Genomic DNA, 20,243 nt, shown 5'->3' on the forward strand with positions numbered 1-20,243 from the left:
AGAAAGATCCGCTACCCCCGGATCAGCTGTGCGCGTGAAGTGGCCGACCCGACAGCACCATCATCGCTTCACCGAGTGCCTCGTTCTGGGTGGGGTGGGCATGGACGAAGCTGCCGACTTCGGACGGTAGCGCTTCCCATGCGACTGCAAGTTGGGCTTCGCCGATCAATTCGCCTACTCGGTCGCCGACGAGGTGAACCCCGACGACAGGACCGTCGTCGCGTGCACGAATCACTTTGACACCGCCCGCTGTGGCCAGAATGCGGCTCTTGCCGTTGCCGCCGAGGTCGTAGACCACCGACGTCACCGTGCCGAACTTCTCCTCTGCGGCCTTCTCGGTGAGCCCCACCGACGCTACCTCGGGATGCGAATACGTCACTCGCGGAACGACATCGCCGTCGATGCGCGCGGGCGCGAGGCCGGCGATGTGCTCGGCGACGAACATGCCGTGCTGGAAACCGCGGTGTGCCAACTGATATCCCGCCACGATGTCGCCGACGGCGTATGTGCCGTCCGTAGTGGTGAGCAGGTTGTCGTCGACTGTGACGAAACCGCGTTCGGTGGCGATGCCCTGCTCGGCCAGACCGAGACCGTCGGTCCGGGGTCCGCGGCCAACGGACACCAGGACCAGATCGGCCGTGAGGGTGTCCCCGGACGACAGGGCCACCGAGACGTCGTCGGATGATTCGGTGACGGTCTCGACTTTGGTACCGGTACGAATGTCGATGCCGCGCTTGCGTAGTGCCTTGGTGAGCTGTTTCGAGGACCATTCGTCCTCACCCGGAACGATGCGATCGAGTGCCTCGACGACGGTGACCTTCGTACCGAACGATGCCCAGATGCTGGCGAATTCGATGCCGATCACACCGCCGCCGAGCACGACGACCGACTCGGGCACCCGATCCAGCGACAGTGCGCTGTCGCTGGTGAGCACCCGCGGCCCCAGTTCGATTCCCGGAATGGTGCGCGAATACGACCCGGTGGCGAGAACCAGCGAGGCTCCGGTGATGCGTCGACCCTCCACCTCGACGGTGCGAGGACCGACGACCTGGCCACGGCCCGAGACGATCTCGACACCCGGCCGCTTCAGCAGTCCCTGCAGACCTCCGTACAGGCCGGCGACCACGCTGCGCTGGTAGTCCAGTGCCGCGGGCATGTCCACCCCGGTCAGCGATGCGGTGACGCCGACATGCGCCGAGCCTCGAACTGCATCGGCGACCTCGGCGGTGTGCAGCAGCGCCTTGGTGGGGATGCATCCGCGATGCAGACAGGTGCCGCCGAGCTTGTCTTCCTCGACCAGCGCGACCGAGAGACCGAGTTGGTCGGCACGCAGCGCGCAGGAGTATCCACCGGAGCCGCCGCCGAGGATCAGGACGTCGACGTCATGAGCGCTCATCGGACGGATCCCAATGCCACGACGGGGTTTTCGACATAGTCCGCCACCGTGCGCAAGAACCCGCCGGCCACTCCGCCGTCGCACACGCGGTGATCGAACGCCAACGACAGCTGCGCCACCTTGCGCACGGCCAATTGGCCGTCGACGACCCACGGGCGGTCGATGATGCGTCCGATGCCGAGGATCGCCGCCTCGGGATGGTTGATGATCGCGGCCGAGCCGTCGACCCCGAACACGCCGTAGTTGTTGAGGGTGAACGTTCCTCCGCTCAGGCGAGCTGCGGGGAGGGAACCGGTCCGTGCGAGTTCTGTCAACTCGGCCAGCCGTTCGGCGAGCTCCTTCAGATCTGCTTTGTCGGCCTGCGGCACAACCGGAACCATCAGTCCTCGATCGGTCTGGGCAGCAATGCCGAGACCGATGTTCTCGTAGCGCAGGATCTTGCCCGCAGCGGTATCGACCGTGCTGTTGAGCTCCGGGAACTTCGCCAACGCGATCATAGTGAGCTTGGCGAGGACCGCCAACAGCGTCACCTTGACGCCGTCGATGGACGCATCGAGGTCGCGTCGAGCCTGCAGCAGAGCCGTCGCGTCGACGTCGACCCAGACGGTGGCCTCGGGAATTTCCGAACGACTGCGAGAGAGCTTGTCTGCGATGGCTTTACGTATCCCGGTGATCGGGATTCGAGTGACTCCGTCGGTCGAGGACGCAACCGTAGGAACATTCGTCGACAAGGCGCGCTCGACGTCTGCACGAGTGATGACGCCGTGGCTGCCTTCTGTGTCGATACTGCCCAGATCGAGCCCGCCCTGCAGTGCCATGCTCCGGACGATGGGAGAGAGCACCTTCGGTGCATGTGAGCGGCTTTGTTCGCTGGTCGCTCCGCCGGCTCCGCTCCTATGCGTAGCCTGGGTCGAGTTTCCGCTCACCTGCGGCGCAGCCGCACTCTGCCGCTGCGAAGCACGTTTGCGACGGCCGGTGGGACCGTGCCCCGTGCCGTAGCCGATCAGCACATTTCCCGAGCCGGCTCTTTCCTCTTCGCGGTACTGCTCGTGGGCGGCGGGAACGTCGGCGACGGCACCGCCGGTGATGCTGATCAGCGCCGCGCCGACCGCGAGTGAGGTGCCCTCGGCCGCATGCAGTTCGCCGACGACGCCCTCGAACGGGCAGGGCACCTCGACGGACGCTTTTGCGGTCTCCACTTCGACGACGACCTGGTCGATGGTGACGGTGTCGCCGGGCTTGACCTTCCACTCGACGATCTCGGCCTCGGTCAGTCCTTCACCGAGGTCGGGGAGCAGGAACACCTGCATGCTCATACTGTGACCGCCTTGCTGAGATCGGGTGCGTCGTTCCACTGCAGCCGGTCGATCGCGTCGAGTACGCGGTCGGCGGACGGCAGATGAAAGTGTTCGAGTTTCGGTGCAGGGTAGGGGATGTCGAGTCCGGTCACTCGAAGTACTGGAGCGTGCAGGTGATGGAAGCAGCGCTCGGATACTCGTGAGGCGATCTCCGCGGCGACGCCGGAGAAGCCCTGCGCCTCCTGAATCACGATGCAGCGTCCGGTCTTGCGCACTGAGGCCGCAACGGTCTCGTCGTCGAACGGATTGAGCGATCGCAGATCGATCACCTCGACGCTCCGGCCGTCCTCCGCCGCGAACTCTGCGGCCTGCATGGCCACGGACACCGTCGGTCCGTAGGCGAGAAGCGTGACGTCGGTACCGGCACGGCGCACGACGGCCGTGCCGATCGGCTCGGTCTTGGTCAGCTCGATGTCGTCCTTGGAGAAGTACAGCCGCTTCGGTTCGAGGAAGATCACCGGATCGGGATCGGCGATGGCGTCGCGCATCAGCGAGTAGGCGTCGGCGACTGTGGACGGCGAGACGACCTTCAGGCCAGGAGTGTGCGCGTAGTAGGCCTCGGACGAGTCGCAGTGGTGCTCGACGCCGCCTATGCCGCCGGCAAATGGAATCCGAATGACCATCGGTGCGGTCAGCGAGCCACGAGTTCTGTTGCGCAGCTTGGCCACGTGGGAGACGATCTGCTCGAAAGCCGGGTAGGCGAACGCGTCGAACTGCATCTCTACGACGGGCTTGTAGCCCGACATCGCCATCCCGATCGCGAATCCGACGATGCCCGACTCGGCGAGCGGGGTGTCGAAGCAGCGGTCGTCGCCGAAGTCGCGGGTGAGGCCGTCGGTGACGCGGAAGACGCCGCCGAGGGTGCCGACATCCTCGCCGAACACGACGACCTTCTCGTCCTCGGTCAACGCATCGCGCAGGGCGGCGTTGAGGGCTCCGGCCATGGTCATCGTGGTCATGACAGTTCTCCTGCTGCGTTCTCGGCGGCGATCTGATTGCGCTGTTCGATCAGACCGGGGGTGGGGGAGGAATAGACGAACCGGAAGAGGTCCTCGGGGTCGACATCCTGCTCTGCGTTCATGCCTGCCCGAAGCGCCGCGGCATCCGCGTCGGCGGAGACGGTCATCTGCTCGCGGAGTTCGTCGGTGAGAACCCCCTGGGCACGCAGGTAGGAATCGAGGCGCGAGAGGGGATCTCGGGCCAGCCAGCCCTCGACCTCGTCGGCCTTGCGGTAGCGGGTGGCGTCGTCGGCGTTGGTGTGGGCGTCCATGCGGTAGGTGTGCGCCTCGACGACCACCGGTCCCTTGCCTGCGCGGACGTATTTCACGGCCTCGTCCATCACCGCCATCATCGCGACGGGGTCGTTACCGTCGACCTGCTCGCTACCGATGCCGTAGCCCACGCCCTTGTGCGACAACGACGGCGCGGCGCTCTGGCGCGCCAGCGGAACGCTGATGGCGAATCCGTTGTTCTGGACCAGGAAGATGACCGGGGCGCGGAACACCGCGGCGAAGTTGAGAGCCTCGTGGAAGTCACCCTCGCTGGTGGCACCGTCTCCGCAGAACGCGAGGGCGACGGTGTCGCGTCCCTGCTTCGACTCGGCGTATGCGAAGCCGGTCGCGTGCAACAACTGTGTTGCCAGAGGCGTGCATTGGGGAGCGACCTTGTAGGCGGCCGGATCGTAGCCGCAGTGCCAGTAGCCGGCGAGCATGCCGAGCAGCTCCACCTGATCGACTCCACGCGCCGCGAGAGCCATCGAGTCGCGGTAAGTAGGGAACATCCAGTCCTGCGTGTCCAGGCACAATGCAGCCGCGATCTGGCAGGCCTCCTGTCCGCGGGCCGACGGGTAGACCGCGAGGCGGCCCTGCTTGGTCAATGCTGTTGCCTGCTGGTCGAATCGGCGGCCGTGCACCATCGAGCCATACATTTCCAACAGGCGTTCGTCGGACGGCCGCGCATAGCGTGCGGCGCTGTCGACGCCCGTCCCGTCCGGTGCGAGATATTGCACGGGACGGTCGGCGGGCATGAACTGTTGGTAGGACGTTGCCGGAACCTTCTCGACGGTCGTCATGGCGCACTCTCCTGAAATTGGCTTGTAGGGCGATTCTGGCCGATAGCGTCATGTGGAATACCTATCGGCGTAAAATTGCAGACATATGGCTGCCGACGATGGATCAGAGTTCAAATATGTCCGATCGGGGCGGTGAACTGACGCAGAGGAGCGGACGAATGGACGAGGTCTCGAAGCGAGTGGAACTGGACGACACCGATCGCCGCATTCTCACCGAACTCACCGCCGACGGTCGGATCTCCATGCGGGTACTGGCAGATCGACTGAATCTCTCTCGTGCACATACCTATACGCGAGTGGACAGGCTCAAGGATGCGGGCGTCATCGAGCGGTTCACCGTGCAGGTCGACCACGCGGCATCCGGACTCGGGACCTCTGCATTCATCGCGCTGTCGATCCGTCAGGATTCGTGGCGCAGCGTGTCCGAGGGGTTGCGATCGATGGAGTTCGTCGACCATTTCAGTTTGCTCGGAGGGGATTTCGACGTGCTGGTGCTCATCAGGACTCCCGACAACGAGAGTCTGCGGCAAGTGGTGCTGGAGGGGCTGCAATCGCTCGACGGCGTTCGGGCGACCCGCACGTGGTTGATCTTCGACGAGGACCGAGGCGGTCTTGGGCGCACGAGGCCGGCCACCGAACGCTGATCGCCCGATCCGGTCGAGTCACGCACTACCGCCGAGACGCCGAAAGCCCCTGCCTACCAACCCTCTACTGAGTGAGGGGTCGGTGAGCAGGGGCTGTGCGATCGGGTCAGATGACCGAGGGGGCGACCACCGTCAGCAGCCACACCGTCGGTGGGGCGATGAGAACGACGAGTGCGCAGTACCCCATCATCTTTCGCTGGAACCGGGCCTTGTCGTCCACTCGGGCTTCCGCCAGAACCATGACCCCGTTGGTGGAGAACGGGCTGACATCGACCACGGTCGCCGAGAAGGCAATGGCAGCAACGAATCCGATGGCTCCGAGTTCACCGGCGGCGAGCAGCGGTGCGGCGAGAGGAAGAGCGATGCCGATGGTTCCGATCGATGATCCGAATGCCGAGATGATCGCTACCGCGTAGCACAGGATGAGCGCCGTCAACAGGGGGGAACCGAGGGCCGACGCAGCGTCGCCGAGGAACCCGAGCGTGCCGTTCTGGGTCATGACCGCCATGTACGTCTGAACACCGCAGACCAGGACCACGGCAGGCCAGGCGATGTTGTCGACGACCTTGGGGTGAGTCTTGGGTGTCAGCAGCAGCAACACGACCGACACACAGATTGCGCTGACTCCGATGTCGAGCCCCAGGCTCACGGACAACACGACCAGGGCCGCGATGCCGAGCAGAGTGAGTACTCGGATTCGGTTGAGCGGTACGGTCTCATTGGGAACTGTTGTGATAGAGGAGGATTCGATGTGATCGACCTCGACCTGTACGGAAGTGCCGCCCCCGCTACCCTCGGGCAGTCCGGTGTAGCCCGGGCGCGGGCTCGACGGTACGGGCAGTCCGCCTTCGTTGTCGCGCAGGTCCTGGACATCGAACGCGCGGGTCCGATCACGAATGAGGTCACGGCCGAGTACGAGGAACAGCACGAGGGCGATGAGGGTGTTGAGCACGAACGGGATGAGGAACAGAGCCAGCGGATGTGAGCCCACGCCGGTGGAGTCCATCAAGCCGTTGACGAAGGCACCGTAGAGGTTGATCGGGGAGAAGCAGCACGCGAGAGCCCCATGGCTGACGACCATGCCCATCAGGAAGGGATTGATGTTGTTGCGCTTGGCCAGTGGCATCGCGATCGGTGCCAGCATGCCCACGGCAAGAACGGATCCGAGGGCCATCAGCAGACCGGACAGCAAGAACATCATCCACAGGATGGCCCAGCGCCGTCCGCCCACGAGTCGGAGAGATCGATCGATGACGACATCGATGGTGCCGTTGGCTTTGGCGATGGCGAACAGCAAAGTGATGCCGCCGACGATGATGAAAGTGCTTCCTGGGAAGGCATCGATCACATCCTCGACAGGGATGCCGGATATTGCGCCACCGACGACGAATGCGCCGGCGAAAGCGAGCAGACCCATGTTGATGGGTGTGATCGTGGCGACGGTGAAGATTGCGATCAAGGCAATGATCGAGATTGCGTAGACCATGGCTGGCCTTTCGGACGGGGGATGAGGTGAGCCGCGGGGAGCGCGGCGGGTGTGGGCTGGTTGCCCAACGAAATCAGTGTGTGGCGGTGGAAAGAGGTTGCGCTTTCGCGACGACATCGCGAGCCAGATCGGCCGCGGTGCCCAGAGATACAGGGTCGATTCCGGTGTCGATTCCGGCACGATGGAATGCTTCCACGAGCTGCTCAGTCGCAAGGTTCCCGTGTGCGCCGGGCGCGAAGGGGCAACCGCCGTAGCCGGCAAGTGCGCTGTCGAAGTGTTGGATCTCGAGGTCGAGTACGGCACGTACTGCTGTTTCGAGGGCCTGATCGTGAGCGTTGTGCAGATGGAGGCTGATTGTCAACTCGGGCAGGGCTGTTCGGACGGCGTCGACACCGGTCAGTACCTGATCGGTGGTGGCGATCCCCAAAGTATCCGCCAGACCGAGGCTCGATACGCCGGTGTCGGCCATTCGTTCACACACCTCGACGAGCCGCTCGGGCGTGATGACGCCGTCGAACGGACACACGAACGCGGTAATGACACCGCCGATGAACGAGCGGTCCGGATACGTCGAGACGGCGGAACTCAGGTCCCGTAGCGCGTCGTCGGGGGATCGGCCGGCGTTGGCACGGCTGTGCCCCTCACTGGCCGACGTGACGATCTGGATCACGTCTATGTCCGTCTCTGCGGCGCGATGGACGCCTCGGCCGTTCAATGTCAGTGCACTGTAACGGGTTCCGTCTCGACGGGGCGCGCGTGAGATGACCTCCTCGGCGTCGGCCATCTGCGGCACTCTGGTGGCCGAGACGAACGACGCGATCTCGAGGGACGTAATTCCCGACGCAAGGGTGGCGTCGAGTACGGCGAGCTTGTCCTCTGTGGGGACGATGCACTTCTCGTCCTGCAAACCGTCGCGGAGATAGACGTCGGTGATGTGTACGCGTGGCATGTCAGATGACCTTCCGCGCGCGGAGGTCGTCGAGCTGTTCTTCGGTGAGACCGAGTGTGCGGCCGAGGACATCGTCGGTGTGCTCGCCCAGATCCGGGCCGGCCCACTTGACGGTCGTGGTGGTATCGCCGAAGCGCGGAACCACCCCGGGAAAGCGCACTTCCTCGGTGCTGCCCGGTTCGACGGAGACTTTCAGCGCCTGCACCATCCCGCGTGCGAGATAGTGCTCGTCCTCGGCGATCTGAGCGGCGTCGAACACCTCTCCGACGGGAACGCCTGCGGCACCTAGCTCGCCGACGACCACGCTCGTCGGGCGTGCGCCGGTCCATGCAGAAATAGCACCGTCGAGTTCGGTCTCACGCTCGAACCGCCCGACGCCGTCGGCCAGATCGGAGTCGTCGGCAAGGTCCGGCCGGTCCACGGCCGTCATGAGCCGTCCGAACACGCTGCTCGAATTGCCCGCGATCATGACGCTTCCGTCCGAGGTCGGATAGATCCCACTGGGGACCACGCCGGGCAAGTTGCCCGCGGTCCGCTGGCGAACGGCACCGTACGCGTCGTAGTCCGGAACCAGTGACTCCATCGCCATGAAGACGGCCTCGTACAGCGCGACGTCGGCCACCTTCGGCCGAGAGTGATCTCCGCTGCGTTCACGTGCCAACAACATCACCAGAGCTCCCACGGCTCCATGCAACCCGGCCAGGACGTCTCCGACGGGCGCAGCCGCCCGCACCGGCTCGCGATCGGCGTGTCCGGTGACGTGGCGCAGCCCGCCGAATGCCTCTGCGACCCCGCCGAACCCGGCTCGGTCGCGATGAGGCCCGGTTTGGCCGTACCCCGAGATCCGCACCAGAACCACGTCGGGATTGGCCTCATGCAGGCGGTCGGGCCCGAGACCCCAACGCTCGAGAGTGCCGGGACGGAAGTTCTCCACGACGACATCGGCAGTCTCGACCAACTTCAGCGCAAGGTCGCGGCCCTCATCGGTACGTAGATCGACCGTGACCGAGTGCTTGTTGCGGGCTATCGTGCGAAACATCATCGACGTGTCTCCGCGGTTTCGGCGCCAGCCGCGAAGCTCGTCGCCGACGCCGGGGCGCTCGATCTTGATCACCTCGGCACCGAAGTCCGCAAAAAGGCGGCTGGCGAACGGTGCGGCGATGAAGTTGCCCAGTTCGATGACGCGTATTCCGTGTAACGGGCCGTTCTGGTTGTCGGTGTGCACCTGACGTCACTCCTGAGGATGTGGAGGCTGGATCGCGTGATTATCATTATTTGATAATTGCATTCGCTCCTGGTAGGAATGACCATAGTGCGGTGGATCACGTTTCGCAACCACTGTGATCCGAACTATCGCAAACCGACACTCGGGTCGGCTGACACAATCGAAGGGTGAGAAAGGTGCATTCGATGGCAGAGGTCGAGCAGTGACGGCGAACAACACCGACACCACGGGCGTGCTGGCTCGCGCGGCCGCAATCCTCGACGCAGTCGAGGCAAGCCCGCAGACCACCAGTGACCTCGCAAATCGGCTCGGCCTGTCGGCATCCACGGTCTACCGCCTGGTGGGAGACATGGCGAAGCACTCGATGTTGCGCCGCGGGGACGGAGGTCTGTTGCATCCCGGCGACCGCTTCGGGACGTCCTCGCTCGTCGACCTCTCGGTACCGATTCTTCGTCGGGTGCGGGAAGACACCGGCGAGTCTGCACAGTTGTGGGTAGTGCGAGGCTCGAATCGGCTGTGTCTGGTGTCGGAGGATTCTCGGCAAGAGTTGCGAGCCTCGTTGCCTGCGGGCGCGTTACTTCCACTCGGTGCCGGTTCGGCCGGCCACGTACTGGCCGGGGACTTCGACGCCGACGAGGAGAGTCGGGAACGCGGCTGGTGGGAGTCGAGATCGGAGCGCACGCCGGGGCTGACGTCGGTGAGCGCCCCGGTCCGCCGGGACGGACGCATCGTCGCGGCCGTCTGTGTGGCAGGCCCGATCGAGCGGGTACCCACGACTGCAGGGCTTCTCTGGGGGCAAGCCGTGTGCGATGCCGCGTCGGAGATCGAGCAGTCCCTCGTGGTCCGGCCGGAGTGGTAGGGGGGCGGGTCAGGCCGACACGATGCGGCCGCGGACCTCACCGAATCCGATACGGGCACCGTTCGCGCCTGGAGCACTCGCGGCAATGACGACCTCGTCGCCGTCCTCGAGAAACGTTCTGTTCTCCGAACCGAGGGCAACGGGTTCTGCGCCACCCCAGGTGAGTTCGATGAAGGCACCGCGCTGATCCTTCTCGGGTCCCGAGATGGTGCCCGAGGCGAACAGGTCACCGGTTCGGCTGGTTGCGCCGTTGACGGTCTCGTGCGCCAGCATCTGCGCCGGCGACCAGTACATCGCACTGTAGGGCGGGTGGGACACGGCATGGCCGTTCCACGAGACCGTCAGATCGATGTCCAAAGCCCACGAACGAGATTCGCGGAGGTACTCGAGCGGCTCCGGATCCTGAACCGGCGTCGAGGTTCGCGCGTGTTCGAGCGCGAGCAGGGGAACCACCCACGGTGAGATGGACGTCGCGAAACTCTTGCCGAGATTCGGCCCCAGCGGCACGTACTCCCAGGCCTGGATGTCGCGAGCCGACCAGTCGTTGACGACGACGGCACCGAACACGTGCTCGGAGAACCGATCCGGCGGTATGGGTCCGTCGGACGGAACACCGACGACGAAGCCCATCTCTGCCTCGATATCCAGTCGCCGACTCGGACCGAACGTGGGCGACGCCTCGTCGGGTGCCTTGCGTTGACCGCACGGCCTCCTGACGTCGGTACCGGAGACGAACACCGTGCCGGCCCGGCCGTGATACGCAACGGGCAGGTGCTTCCAGTTCGGTAGCAGCGGTTCGGCATCGGGGCGAAAGAGTCGACCCAGGTTGGACGCGTGGTGCTCGGAGGCGTAGAAGTCCACGTAGTCGGCCACCGCGAACGGCAGGTGCATCGTGACATCGGAAACGGACACGATTGCGTCCGTGGGGGTGGTGCCACTGATGAGCATGTCGGTGACGGACGTGCGCACCTCCACCCAGCGGGTGCGTCCACGGGACATGAACGCATTGAGGCTGGGCGAGGCGAAATCGGGATCGTCCACAGCGACGGAAAGATCGATCACGTTGTCGCCGTACCGAACTCCTACGCGTGCGTCGGTACCGGGAGTGCTGAAGATGCCATAGGGGAGGTTGTCGATTCCGAACTCGGAATCGGCGGGGATGTCGATGTGCGTCATGGACGGCGCTCCTGATGTACGGGGGTGGGGCTCACAGGGGTGGCACGAGGCCGAGGGCGACGAGATCGTCGAGGGGTTCGCGGACGCTGCAGGTACCGAAGGAGGCGAAAGCGCGTTGGCCCTCGATCCCGGCGACGAGCCCGGCGAGGACGTCTGCATCGCGGATCGCCAGTATCTTCTCGAGCTCGCCGACTCGCGCGCCGCTGTGGGCGGCCTGCGCCGCGAGGATCACGTTGAGGAAGCCGTGTTGCTCGAACCCGTTGTCGGGATCGGTGTTACGAGCCGCATGGTGCAAGCCCGCGGTGGCTTTGAAGTGGACCTCACGCTGCGCGGCCTCGTAGATGGACGCGGCGAGCTCCTGCTCGTCCGGGTACAGGTCGGCCGTGACTCCGCCGGTTCTGAATTTGGCGCGATACCCGAACTCGTCGACTGCATCGAAGATGGCGTCTCGTCGGGCATCCCGGGGAATCTCGACGTAGATGTCGATGTCCTGAGTGATGGTGCGCAGGGCATCGATGTCGGTGCTGTCGGGGACTGCCACTTCGATGGCCACGACGGTCACCCCGGCCGTGCGGTCGGCGGCGCGTAGGCCGGCCTCGACACTGCCGGGTCCGGCAGGTGCGGTCAACGCCACCTCCATCCGGGTACCCAGGTCGAGTTCGGTCACCCGGTCCATGGGAACGACCAGCGGGCCCACCAGGTCGGCGAAGGCGCTGGCCCGGTACTCGAGGTGTTGTGCCACAGCAACATCGAGCGGCGCATTGCCGGGAGGGAAGACAGCGGCGTCGTCGCACAGACGATGGAGGAACTTCGGGATCATCGGTTCGGTCCCCGGCCGGCCCACGTCCAGGCATAGCCGGTGTCCTCGCACGCGAGCGCACCTTCGCCGAGTTCGAGCGGGCGGAACGTATCGACCATGACGGCCAGTTCGTCGAAGAACTCGGCACCGATGCTGCGTTCGTACGCACCGGGTTGCGGTCCGTGAGCGTGACCGCCCGGATGCACCGAGATCGATCCCTGCCCGATCCCCGAGCCCTTACGGGCTTCGTAGTCGCCGCCGACGTAGAACATGATCTCGTCCGAGTCGACGTTGGAGTGGTAGTACGGTACCGGAATCGCCAGCGGGTGGTAGTCGACCTTCCGCGGAACGAAATTGCAGATCACGAAGTTGGCCCCCTCGAACGCCTGGTGCGCCGGTGGTGGTTGATGCACTCGGCCGGTGATCGGCTCGTAGTCGGAGATGTTGAACGTGTACGGGTACAGGCACCCGTCCCACCCCACCACGTCGAACGGATGCTGCGGGTAGACGTAGCGCGTTCCGACGATCCCCGTTGAACCACGATGTTTGACAAGCACTTCCACGTCCGTTCCCTCCGCGAGCAGGGGCTCGGATGGACCGTGCAGATCGCGCTCGCAGTAGGGCGCGTTCTCGAGCAGCTGGCCGAACTTCGACAGAAAGCGCTTCGGTGGCGCGATGTGGCTGTTGGCCTCGATGGCGTACGCGCGCAGGGTGCCGTCGGGAATCCAACGGTGCGTCGTCGAGCGCGGAATGAGTACGTAGTCACCCTGCTGTGCCTGGAGGGTTCCGAATACCGTTTCCACTGCAGCAGAACCGGATTCGATGTACACCATCTCGTCACCGATCGAATTGCGATACAGCGGTGAGGTTTTCGACGCGACAACATAGGACAGTCTGACGTCGGCGTTACCGAGGACGAGTCGCCGGCCGGTGACGACGTCGGTGTCGGCGACGACGGAGTCCGGGAACAGTTCGTGCAACGTCAGGTGTCGCGGCTTCAGCGGATGGTTCGGCGTCGTCGATTGATCGGGAAGCTCCCAGATCGTGGCATCGACGATGGCCGACGGAATGTGGCGGTGATAGAGGAGAGACGAGTCCGAGGAGAAGCCCTCTTCGCCCATCAGTTCCTCGAAGTAGAGGTTGCCCTCTGGAGTTCGATGCTGGGTGTGCCGCTTCGGCGGCACCGATCCGAGCTGCCGGTAGTAGGCCACGTCGTCGCTCCTGGGTCGAGTTCACCGGATGTAGTAAATACATTAACTATTTTGACGTGATCTACGCAACTCTCAGTTGCGTCCGCGGACGTCGAACTGGCTTCGATTCGTGATCAGCTTGGTCAACAACATCACCAGAATCCGCTGCTCGGGCTCGGTGAGCGCGCTGGCCCACGCGTTCTCCCGCTCGTTCTGCTCGGCGAACGTCTCGACCATCTCTGCGTGACCACGCTCGGTGAGGGCGAGGCGAACCGAACGCCCGTCCGACTCGTCGGGGGTGCTGACGAGCAAACCGCCCGCGATCAGGGATTTGGACAGGTTCGATACGGTCGCGCGACTCATGCCGGTCAATTCGGCGGCCCGCTTCGGCTCGATCGGACCCGCCAGCCACGTGACGAACATCAGCCGGAACGACGACCACGACCAGCCTCGCGGGCGATGAACCGTCGACTCCAGGTCGTACGTGACGATGTTCGACGCGCGGTTGAGCGTCAGTAGAACCTCTGTGGCCAGCTGATGCTCGAATCCGTACTTCCGGGCCAACGTGCTGTTGGCGGTCTCGATGAACGACCAGAAATCGGGCTCGGGTGAGTCGGTCACGGATTCACTGTAACCACGAAACCATCTGATCAACACCTTTATCATTTCGCTGGGCGCGATTCGTGCTTCGTCCCGCAGGAGTCATGATGGACGCATGAGCTCGAAGAACCTGTTCGGCGGCCCCCGGACTCTGCTGATCGTGGCCGCGGTGGTCGTCGTGATCGCACTCGTCGCTGCCGCTGCAACGCTGATCGTCCGCGCCGTGCTCGGGCCGCCCGAGGGCGAGAACAAGTTCGAGATTCAGGGTTACGCCGTCGTGCAGGTCGATCCCCAGGTCAGCGACCTAGCGCTCGCCACACGTTAGCCGACTTCGCGGCGACCTCAGGGTCGTGTGTGCGCTGAAAGTTCCGTCCGCCACGGGCGAAGGTGTGCAGCGTCGCGGCCGGTACCCGATGTTCGGGAACAGGCTCGTCGGTCCACTCGCAGTCACGCACGAAGATCATGTTCGACGCCACCGCATCGGCGCTGTGGTCCTGGCGAAGCGGACCGGATATTCGGCCGAGGAAGTACTCGCCGCGCTCGGTACGCGTCCAGACCCAGGAGCCGTCCGCGACCTGCTCGAAGCGCTCTACCCGTCGTAGTGATCGTTCGTCGTCGGCCGCCATCCCGCAGAGTCCGAAGGTGAGGGCACGTTCGACACCCCCGGGCATCGGTGCGCGGTAGACGGCGTCCGGCATAGGTCCGAGCGTAGCGATGCTGGCCAGAATGCACGATCGGTGCTAACTTGAAGGTTCAACTTAAGCACTTCGAAGGACCTGTCATGCCATCTGTGATCAACCCGCCGGTCGCGGGCGCTGCGTTCGACGCGTTTCTCGCCGATGCCGCGCCCGCGAGCCGGTCGCAGAAACTGTGGACCCCGAACGACGGACCGATGCCCGCCCTCTACATCAGCCACGGCGCACCCCCGGTCTTCGACGACGCCCTGTGGATGGACCAGCTGTTCACCTGGTCGCAGTCGATGCCCAAGCCGAAAGCGATCCTCATCGTCAGCGCACACTGGGAAGAGGCACCGCTGAGTCTGTCCGCCTCGGGTGCTGCAACCCCATTGGTCTACGACTTCGGTGGATTCGCTCAGCGCTACTACTCGATGGAATATCGGACGCCCGACGCCGAGGAGCTGGCCGCACGCGTTGCCGCGGCCATTCCGGCGTCGGAGAACCTGCATCAGCACAACTCCCGAGGCCTCGACCACGGTGCCTGGGTTCCGCTGAAGGTCATGTACCCCTACGCCGATGTTCCCGTTCTGCAGTTGAGCCTGCCGACGCACGCTCCCGATCGGCTGATGGCGATCGGCGCCGCGTTGAAGGAACTTCGCGCCGAGGGAGTCTTGGTGATCGGTTCCGGGTTCATGACGCACGGTCTGCCGTTCCTGTCCCGGGAGAATTTCGCCACCAACACTGTGCCGACCTGGTCGGAGGACTTCGATCTCTGGGCGGCCGACGCGTTGTCGCGTGGTGACGTCGCGACTCTGGCGGACTTCCGTAGTGCTGCGCCGGGGATGCCGTACGCCCACCCCACCGTCGAACATTTCACGCCACTGTTCGTCACTCTGGGTGCGGCCGAGAACCCGGAAGCTCCGGTGACCACCGCCATCACCGGCTTTCAATTCGGTTTGGCGAAGAGGTCCTTCGCGGTCGCGTGATGTCGTAGGAGGGGCAGGCATGGCCGGCTGGAGATGGAATCGGTTCACTTCTGAATTCTTTTCGAACCGGGGATTGTTATCCACACCACTTCGCTCTACAGTTCTCAGCACCATCTCGGACATCGGTGTCCAAGATGGTCGGATGCGCTGTACGAACCGACGCCGGGCGCGCGTCCTACGGAGCCCGTCCTCCGGCGCGAAGGAGTACAGCCGTGTCTTCTGCTCGATCTTGGACGCTTCGGGTCGCAATCGGCCTGGTGACTGCCGTCGCCGCCATTGCGGCGACGACCAGTCCCGCTGCCGCTGCACCCGACGTCAGCGATCCGCCCGAGGTGGTGGTCCAGCCGCCTCTGGCACCGTTCACGTGGCCGACAATCCCCGAGTTCGACACCGGCTTCTACCGTCCTCCCGCCGACGTCGTGGCCGCGGCCGAACCAGGTCAGATCATCGCCGCTCGGCCCGTCGAGCTGGCCACTCTCAATGTCATCCCCACACAGGTGGACGCCTGGCAGCTATCGTTTCGGTCCAACAACGGACGCGACGAGCCGATAGCTGCGGTCACCACGGTCATCAAGCCCCGTGGCGTGCCCGCGGCACCGCGCCCGCTGATATCCATCCAATTGGCCGAGGATTCTCTCGCCGCCTACTGCGCGCCCTCGTATGCGATGCGAGCGGGGGCAATTCCCTGGCCGGTCACGGGCGCAGTGACGTCGGGTGCTCAATTCCTCGAGGTGCAGGCAGCGTTGGCTCAGGGCTGGGCGGTATCGGTACCCGACCATCAAGGTCCGAACAACTCGTTCGCCGCGGGGCCGGTCGCCGGTCGGATCACCCTCGACGGCATCCGAGCGGCCGAGAACTTCGCGCCGATGCAGTTGTCCGGGGAGGCCACCAAGGTGGGGATGAGCGGCTACTCCGGTGGCGCGATAGCCACCGGTCATGCAGCCGAGCTGGCCGGAAGCTATGCGCCCGAGCTCGATATCGTCGGCGTCACCGAGGGCGGAACCCCGGCTGAACTCGGGGCCCTGGTCGACAACGCGAACAATGCCCTCGGCTCCGGCATCGTCGCTGCCGGCATCATCGGTGCCAGCCGCGAAGATCCCGAGTTGGCCGACTTCATCGACCGGCACATCGATCCGCTCGGCCGAACTTTGTTCGCGGCCAAGGACAATCTCTGTGTCGGCTACTCGTCGGCGCTGCTCCCGTTCGTCAACCTGAAGGGTTTCCTGCATACCGACGGCGACCCGATTCAACAACCCGTGGTGAAGAAGGCCCTGTCCGCGATGCGACTCGGTGGCACCACCCCGAACATGCCGCTCTACGTCTACCACTCGAACCCGGATTGGCTGGTGCCGATCGGGCCGGTCAACGCGATGGTCGATTCGTACTGCAGCCGTCCCGGTGCCGATGTCACCTACACCCGTGACCATTTCAGCGAGCACATCACTCTGGAGCTGATTGCCTTTCCGAGCGCGGTGTTGTGGATGCGCGACCGGTTTGCCGGTGTTCCTGTGGAACCGGGTTGCCGAACGAACGATGTCGGCTCGATGGCGCTCGACACACGTGCACACCCGCTCTTCGTCGATGCCGTCGGCGAGATAATCGCCGGACTGTTCGGCAAGCCGATCGGGGCGTGACGGGCCCGATCGGCCTCAGGCCCGCTAGACAGTCACCGGCGGTAGACTCCGCCGGTGACTGTCGCCGACGATCAGGGCCGCATCTACGCCGGACAATCGTCCGCCGCGCGCAAAGCCGATCGACGCGCACGGTTTCTGCAGGCCGGGATCGAGGTCATCGGGGTGCGCGGATATGCAGCCACTTCGGTCGCCCATATCTGCACCGCGGCCGGTTTGGCGCGCAGTCAGTTCTACAGTGAGTTCGCCAACCGTGAGGCGCTGCTCGTGGATGTCTACGACCTGATCCAAGACGACGCGTTGGCTGCAGTCGTCGCCGCACTCGACGGGCAAGTCGACCGAGACCGACGCGCGCTGGTCGTCGCCGCGATGACCGCCTTGGTCGGATCGATTGGAGGTGACCCACGGCGAGCGCGGATTTCGTATCTGGAGATGCTGGGTGTCAGCGATGCCGTCGAACAGCACCGGACGCGCCGCCGTGCACAGTGGGTGGAATTCTTCGAGAACACCCTGCGCTCGGAAGTCGGTTCCGACTTCGTTCCCCCGGGTGGATACCGTTTGGCTGCAACAGCATTCCTCGGAGCGCTCACCGAGATCGTCTCCGACTGGTCCCGTACCGCCCCGCCCCGGCCACCCATCGAGCTCATCGTCGAGACGATGGTCGCCGTGCTGGGAGCCTTCGTTCCCGACCTGAACTGAACTGCAGGGTGCCGCGCAATACAGTGGACCGATGACAGCTGCCACCGGACCACTCGCAGGACTCGTGGTCGCGGATTTTTCTCGTGTACTCGCCGGACCGTACGCGACGATGATGCTCGGCGACATGGGTGCCGAGGTGATCAAGATCGAGCGACCCGGAATCGGAGACGACACCCGATCATGGGGTCCCCCGTACGACTCTGCCGGTACGGCAACCTATTTCAACTCGGTCAACCGCAACAAGACGTCGAGGTTCATCGACCTGCAGTCCGAGAGCGGGGTAGCCGAGGCACGCGAGATCGTCGCCGGCGCGGACATCGTGATCGAGAACTTTCGCGCCGGTGCGATGGACCGACTCGGACTGGGCTATTCGACGCTCTCGCAGCGCAATCCCGGTTTGATCTACTGCTCGATCACTGGATTCGGCACCGGCGGGGGAGCAGCGCTGCCGGGCTACGACCTCGTGGTTCAGGCGGTCGGCGGGCTGATGAGCGTCACCGGCCCGGACGCGGAGGCACCGACCAAAGTGGGTGTGGCGATGGTCGACATCGTCACCGGACTCCATGCGCTCAGCGGAATCCTTGCGGCGCTGCATCATCGATCGAACACAGGTGCAGGCCAGCAGATACACACCTCACTGATGGCGTCGGTGCTGTCCGCACTGAGCAACCAGTCGTCGGCCTATCTGGGGGCCGGCGTCGTACCCGTGCCGATGGGCAACAAGCACCCCTCACTGGTGCCGTACGAGGTGTTCGAGACCGCCGATCGACCCCTCGCACTTGCCGTGGGCAACGACCGGCAATTCGCTGCCCTGGTCGAGGTTCTCGGATCGCCTGCACTGGCAGCGGACGAGCGCTTCTCGTCCAATTCCGCTCGCGTGAAACATCGAGACGAGCTGGTCGACGTTCTGACCTCGGCGTTGAGCGCCCGCACCGCGGACGAGTGGTATCGAGAACTGATGGCCCGCAACGTTCCCGCGGGACCGGTCAATTCTCTCGAGGAGGCCTTCGCGTTCGCCGAATCACTCGGTCTCGAACCGCGCGTGCAGGTTCCGGGTTCAGTGGCCGACGGCGTCCGCAACCCACTGGACTTCTCGGCAACACCGGTGAACTATCGCCTGCCACCGCCCGCCGAGTTCTAGTTCAACGCCCACTTCACCGACACGGACACACTGACCGTCTGCTGGCCAGGTTCGATGGGCACCGCCGTGTCGAACGAACTGGCGGAGTCGCCGAACGTCCTCGGCTGCTCCTGGCCGGTGATCGACTCGGTGATCGACAGGACGTCTCCGAGTTCGCCGCCTGCGAGCGTCGCGTATTGCTCGGCGCGATCGCGGGCATCGGCGAACGCCCTGGACCGGGCATCGGTGATCAACTCGGAATCGTCGTCGATCTTGAACGAGACCCCGGAGATTCGGGTCGCGTTGCCACCGGCCGATGTGGCGTCGCCCAACACTTCGGACGCCTTCGACAGGTCGCGAACCGTCACCTGCAAGGTGTTGGTGGCCTGATATCCGGAGATGGCCGAGGTACCGCCCGGCAGAGCACCGGAATACTGCGGATCGATCGAGACCTGCTGAGTCTGGATGTCCTCGCGAGCGACGCCGGCCGCGATGACCGCGTCCGTCACTTCGGTCACCGCAGCGTTCGCCTGTTCGATCGCGGCGGTGACGTCCTCGGCCGTGGCCTGGACGCCGATCTGGGTTGTCAACGTATCCGGTGCGCCCTGGACTTCTCCGACGCCGTTGACGTTCACCCCGGGAGGTCCATCGGGGGACGTGGTCGCTGGACTGCTGCAGCCCGCAGTCAGGGCTACGGCCAGCACCAGGGCCGATGCGCAGGATCCGACCAACCATCTGTTTCGACTCACCGCCGTAGTGTCCACCATTGCAGGTGAATTGGAAAGGCTCAGGGCTTGCGATACTCGGCGTCGAACGTCACGGTGACCTCGTCGACCACCTTCATGGCTCCGAACATCTGCGAATACGGAGTGATCTTGTAATCCGACTGACGCACAGTGGTTTCGGACCCGACACGCCACCGATCGCCGAGGTCTGTGACGTCCACATCCACGGTGATCTCCCTCGACACACCGTGGATCTCGGCCGTGCCCGCCAGCCTGAATCCGGAGTCGACGGCCGTGATCTCGGTGGAGTGAAAACGAATCGACGGATATCGGTCGGCGTCGAAACTCTTGAGCGCGTTGGCTTTCGCGACGATCTTCTCCGGTCCGATCAACGGTGTCAGTCCACCCTCGCCGTGGACCACGTCGAGTGAACTCACCTCGGCGGTCAAGGTGACAGCGGTAGGTGCGTCCCCGGCCCACTCGACTGTCGCAGCCCAGGAGGTCATCGCGATCGTGAGGCGATGCCCCATCTTGGATGCCCTTCCTGTGACATCCGTGCGAACAGCCAACTGCCCGCCGTCGGATGCGTCGAGCGTCCAGGTCTCGGTACTCATCCCCCGACTGTATCCGTCCCGCAGAACCGACGACGGGA

The 20,243-nt window shown here is 64.6% G+C and carries 21 protein-coding genes; 7 read left to right on the forward strand and 14 right to left on the reverse strand.

Annotated features, from left to right (window positions below; all coding sequences use genetic code 11):
• Positions 1-22: 22 nt before the first annotated feature.
• Genes lpdA through pdhA form a run of 4 tightly spaced genes read right to left on the reverse strand, consistent with a single transcriptional unit; the run spans position 23 to position 4,825 of the window.
• Entirely contained in the window at positions 23-1,396 is a 1,374-nt protein-coding gene (lpdA, locus tag CH276_RS24335) for a dihydrolipoyl dehydrogenase (RefSeq protein ID WP_094632026.1), read from the reverse strand.
• The gene (locus CH276_RS24340; RefSeq protein WP_094632028.1) at positions 1,393-2,712 is read right to left on the reverse strand and encodes a dihydrolipoamide acetyltransferase family protein; all 1,320 of its coding nucleotides are present in this window, start codon (positions 2,710-2,712) and stop codon (positions 1,393-1,395) included. Before CH276_RS24340 ends, lpdA begins: the two co-directional genes overlap by 4 nt.
• A complete protein-coding gene (locus CH276_RS24345; protein WP_037154779.1) occupies positions 2,709-3,713 on the reverse strand; it encodes an alpha-ketoacid dehydrogenase subunit beta in 1,005 nt (334 codons plus the stop codon). Before CH276_RS24345 ends, CH276_RS24340 begins: the two co-directional genes overlap by 4 nt.
• A complete protein-coding gene (gene pdhA / locus CH276_RS24350) occupies positions 3,710-4,825 on the reverse strand; it encodes a pyruvate dehydrogenase (acetyl-transferring) E1 component subunit alpha (RefSeq protein WP_094632030.1) in 1,116 nt (371 codons plus the stop codon). Before pdhA ends, CH276_RS24345 begins: the two co-directional genes overlap by 4 nt.
• A 158-nt stretch (positions 4,826-4,983) precedes the next feature.
• Between pdhA and CH276_RS24355 the strand changes: the two genes are divergently transcribed.
• Positions 4,984-5,469, forward strand: coding sequence for an Lrp/AsnC family transcriptional regulator (locus CH276_RS24355; RefSeq protein WP_052058764.1), 486 nt, complete (start codon positions 4,984-4,986; stop codon positions 5,467-5,469).
• Positions 5,470-5,575: 106 nt separating this feature from the next.
• Here CH276_RS24355 and CH276_RS24360 read toward each other — a convergent pair whose 3' ends face one another.
• The 3 genes from CH276_RS24360 to CH276_RS24370 all read right to left on the reverse strand — a co-directional run bounded on the left by CH276_RS24360 (position 5,576) and on the right by CH276_RS24370 (position 9,129).
• Positions 5,576-6,955 (reverse strand): SLC13 family permease, encoded by a 1,380-nt coding sequence (locus CH276_RS24360; protein ID WP_094609224.1) that lies wholly within the window; start codon positions 6,953-6,955, stop codon positions 5,576-5,578.
• A 73-nt stretch (positions 6,956-7,028) separates the two neighbouring features.
• The gene (locus CH276_RS24365) at positions 7,029-7,904 is read right to left on the reverse strand and encodes a hydroxymethylglutaryl-CoA lyase (RefSeq protein ID WP_094632032.1); all 876 of its coding nucleotides are present in this window, start codon (positions 7,902-7,904) and stop codon (positions 7,029-7,031) included.
• 1 nt (position 7,905) lies between these two features.
• Entirely contained in the window at positions 7,906-9,129 is a 1,224-nt protein-coding gene (locus tag CH276_RS24370; RefSeq protein ID WP_094609226.1) for a CaiB/BaiF CoA transferase family protein, read from the reverse strand.
• A 202-nt stretch (positions 9,130-9,331) separates the two neighbouring features.
• Between CH276_RS24370 and CH276_RS24375 the strand changes: the two genes are divergently transcribed.
• The gene (locus tag CH276_RS24375; protein ID WP_037154768.1) at positions 9,332-9,988 is read left to right on the forward strand and encodes an IclR family transcriptional regulator; all 657 of its coding nucleotides are present in this window, start codon (positions 9,332-9,334) and stop codon (positions 9,986-9,988) included.
• Between the two features lie 9 nt (positions 9,989-9,997).
• Here the strand turns inward: CH276_RS24375 and fahA are convergent, their stop codons facing one another.
• From fahA to CH276_RS24395, 4 genes are all read right to left on the reverse strand, one after another.
• A complete protein-coding gene (gene fahA / locus CH276_RS24380) occupies positions 9,998-11,164 on the reverse strand; it encodes a fumarylacetoacetase (protein WP_094632034.1) in 1,167 nt (388 codons plus the stop codon).
• A gap of 31 nt (positions 11,165-11,195) precedes the next feature.
• On the reverse strand, positions 11,196-11,984 hold the full coding sequence (locus CH276_RS24385) for a hypothetical protein (protein ID WP_176459418.1): 789 nt from the start codon (positions 11,982-11,984) through the stop codon (positions 11,196-11,198).
• Positions 11,981-13,174 carry a homogentisate 1,2-dioxygenase gene (locus CH276_RS24390; protein ID WP_094632036.1) on the reverse strand — a complete coding sequence of 398 codons (1,194 nt, stop codon included), beginning with the start codon at positions 13,172-13,174 and terminating at the stop codon, positions 11,981-11,983. The genes CH276_RS24385 and CH276_RS24390 overlap by 4 nt, the downstream gene beginning before the upstream one ends.
• 72 nt (positions 13,175-13,246) lie before the next feature.
• Positions 13,247-13,819: a MarR family winged helix-turn-helix transcriptional regulator gene (locus CH276_RS24395; RefSeq protein ID WP_082322465.1), complete on the reverse strand. Its 573-nt coding sequence runs from the start codon at positions 13,817-13,819 to the stop codon at positions 13,247-13,249.
• A gap of 49 nt (positions 13,820-13,868) precedes the next feature.
• Here CH276_RS24395 and CH276_RS24400 point away from each other — a divergent pair, with 49 nt between their 5' ends.
• The gene (locus tag CH276_RS24400) at positions 13,869-14,078 is read left to right on the forward strand and encodes a hypothetical protein (protein ID WP_032395383.1); all 210 of its coding nucleotides are present in this window, start codon (positions 13,869-13,871) and stop codon (positions 14,076-14,078) included.
• Here CH276_RS24400 and CH276_RS24405 read toward each other — a convergent pair.
• Positions 14,050-14,451, reverse strand: a complete 402-nt coding sequence (locus CH276_RS24405) for a hypothetical protein (RefSeq protein WP_094632038.1) — start codon at positions 14,449-14,451, stop codon at positions 14,050-14,052. The two genes, CH276_RS24400 and CH276_RS24405, sit on opposite strands and share 29 nt — an antisense overlap.
• Positions 14,452-14,534: 83 nt before the next feature.
• On the opposite strand from CH276_RS24405, the gene CH276_RS24410 reads away from it, so the two are divergent.
• The 4 genes from CH276_RS24410 (at position 14,535) to CH276_RS24425 (ending at position 18,887) form a co-directional block, all read left to right on the forward strand.
• The gene (locus CH276_RS24410) at positions 14,535-15,416 is read left to right on the forward strand and encodes a dioxygenase family protein (RefSeq protein ID WP_094632040.1); all 882 of its coding nucleotides are present in this window, start codon (positions 14,535-14,537) and stop codon (positions 15,414-15,416) included.
• A 212-nt stretch (positions 15,417-15,628) separates the two neighbouring features.
• On the forward strand, positions 15,629-17,050 hold the full coding sequence (locus tag CH276_RS24415) for a lipase family protein (RefSeq protein ID WP_373557279.1): 1,422 nt from the start codon (positions 15,629-15,631) through the stop codon (positions 17,048-17,050).
• A 54-nt stretch (positions 17,051-17,104) separates the two neighbouring features.
• On the forward strand, positions 17,105-17,746 hold the full coding sequence (locus CH276_RS24420) for a TetR/AcrR family transcriptional regulator (RefSeq protein WP_032395380.1): 642 nt from the start codon (positions 17,105-17,107) through the stop codon (positions 17,744-17,746).
• A 31-nt stretch (positions 17,747-17,777) separates the two neighbouring features.
• Complete coding sequence (locus CH276_RS24425; protein WP_094632042.1) at positions 17,778-18,887, forward strand: CaiB/BaiF CoA transferase family protein; 1,110 nt, start codon at positions 17,778-17,780, stop codon at positions 18,885-18,887.
• Here CH276_RS24425 and CH276_RS24430 read toward each other — a convergent pair.
• Positions 18,884-19,615: an SIMPL domain-containing protein gene (locus tag CH276_RS24430; protein ID WP_230596768.1), complete on the reverse strand. Its 732-nt coding sequence runs from the start codon at positions 19,613-19,615 to the stop codon at positions 18,884-18,886. The two genes, CH276_RS24425 and CH276_RS24430, sit on opposite strands and share 4 nt — an antisense overlap.
• Before the next feature lie 38 nt (positions 19,616-19,653).
• The gene (locus tag CH276_RS24435) at positions 19,654-20,205 is read right to left on the reverse strand and encodes a YceI family protein (RefSeq protein ID WP_094632044.1); all 552 of its coding nucleotides are present in this window, start codon (positions 20,203-20,205) and stop codon (positions 19,654-19,656) included.
• Positions 20,206-20,243: the final 38 nt, after the last annotated feature.

The sequence above is a fragment of the Rhodococcus sp. 06-470-2 genome (assembly GCF_002258235.1).
Classification (GTDB): domain Bacteria; phylum Actinomycetota; class Actinomycetes; order Mycobacteriales; family Mycobacteriaceae; genus Rhodococcoides.

Bases quoted from the DNA above. Each gene is read 5' to 3' on its own strand.
- lpdA (WP_094632026.1), bottom strand. From the start codon at position 1,396: ATGAGCGCTCATGACGTCGACGTCCTGATCCTCGGCGGCGGCTCCGGT.
- CH276_RS24340 (WP_094632028.1), bottom strand. From the start codon at position 2,712: ATGAGCATGCAGGTGTTCCTGCTCCCCGACCTCGGTGAAGGACTGACC.
- CH276_RS24345 (WP_037154779.1), bottom strand. From the start codon at position 3,713: ATGACCACGATGACCATGGCCGGAGCCCTCAACGCCGCCCTGCGCGAT.
- pdhA (WP_094632030.1), bottom strand. From the start codon at position 4,825: ATGACGACCGTCGAGAAGGTTCCGGCAACGTCCTACCAACAGTTCATG.
- CH276_RS24355 (WP_052058764.1), top strand. From the start codon at position 4,984: ATGGACGAGGTCTCGAAGCGAGTGGAACTGGACGACACCGATCGCCGC.
- CH276_RS24360 (WP_094609224.1), bottom strand. From the start codon at position 6,955: ATGGTCTACGCAATCTCGATCATTGCCTTGATCGCAATCTTCACCGTC.
- CH276_RS24365 (WP_094632032.1), bottom strand. From the start codon at position 7,904: ATGCCACGCGTACACATCACCGACGTCTATCTCCGCGACGGTTTGCAG.
- fahA (WP_094632034.1), bottom strand. From the start codon at position 11,164: ATGACGCACATCGACATCCCCGCCGATTCCGAGTTCGGAATCGACAAC.
- CH276_RS24385 (WP_176459418.1), bottom strand. From the start codon at position 11,984: ATGATCCCGAAGTTCCTCCATCGTCTGTGCGACGACGCCGCTGTCTTC.
- CH276_RS24395 (WP_082322465.1), bottom strand. From the start codon at position 13,819: ATGATAAAGGTGTTGATCAGATGGTTTCGTGGTTACAGTGAATCCGTG.
- CH276_RS24400 (WP_032395383.1), top strand. From the start codon at position 13,869: ATGAGCTCGAAGAACCTGTTCGGCGGCCCCCGGACTCTGCTGATCGTG.
- CH276_RS24405 (WP_094632038.1), bottom strand. From the start codon at position 14,451: ATGCCGGACGCCGTCTACCGCGCACCGATGCCCGGGGGTGTCGAACGT.
- CH276_RS24410 (WP_094632040.1), top strand. From the start codon at position 14,535: ATGCCATCTGTGATCAACCCGCCGGTCGCGGGCGCTGCGTTCGACGCG.
- CH276_RS24425 (WP_094632042.1), top strand. From the start codon at position 17,778: ATGACAGCTGCCACCGGACCACTCGCAGGACTCGTGGTCGCGGATTTT.
- CH276_RS24435 (WP_094632044.1), bottom strand. From the start codon at position 20,205: ATGAGTACCGAGACCTGGACGCTCGACGCATCCGACGGCGGGCAGTTG.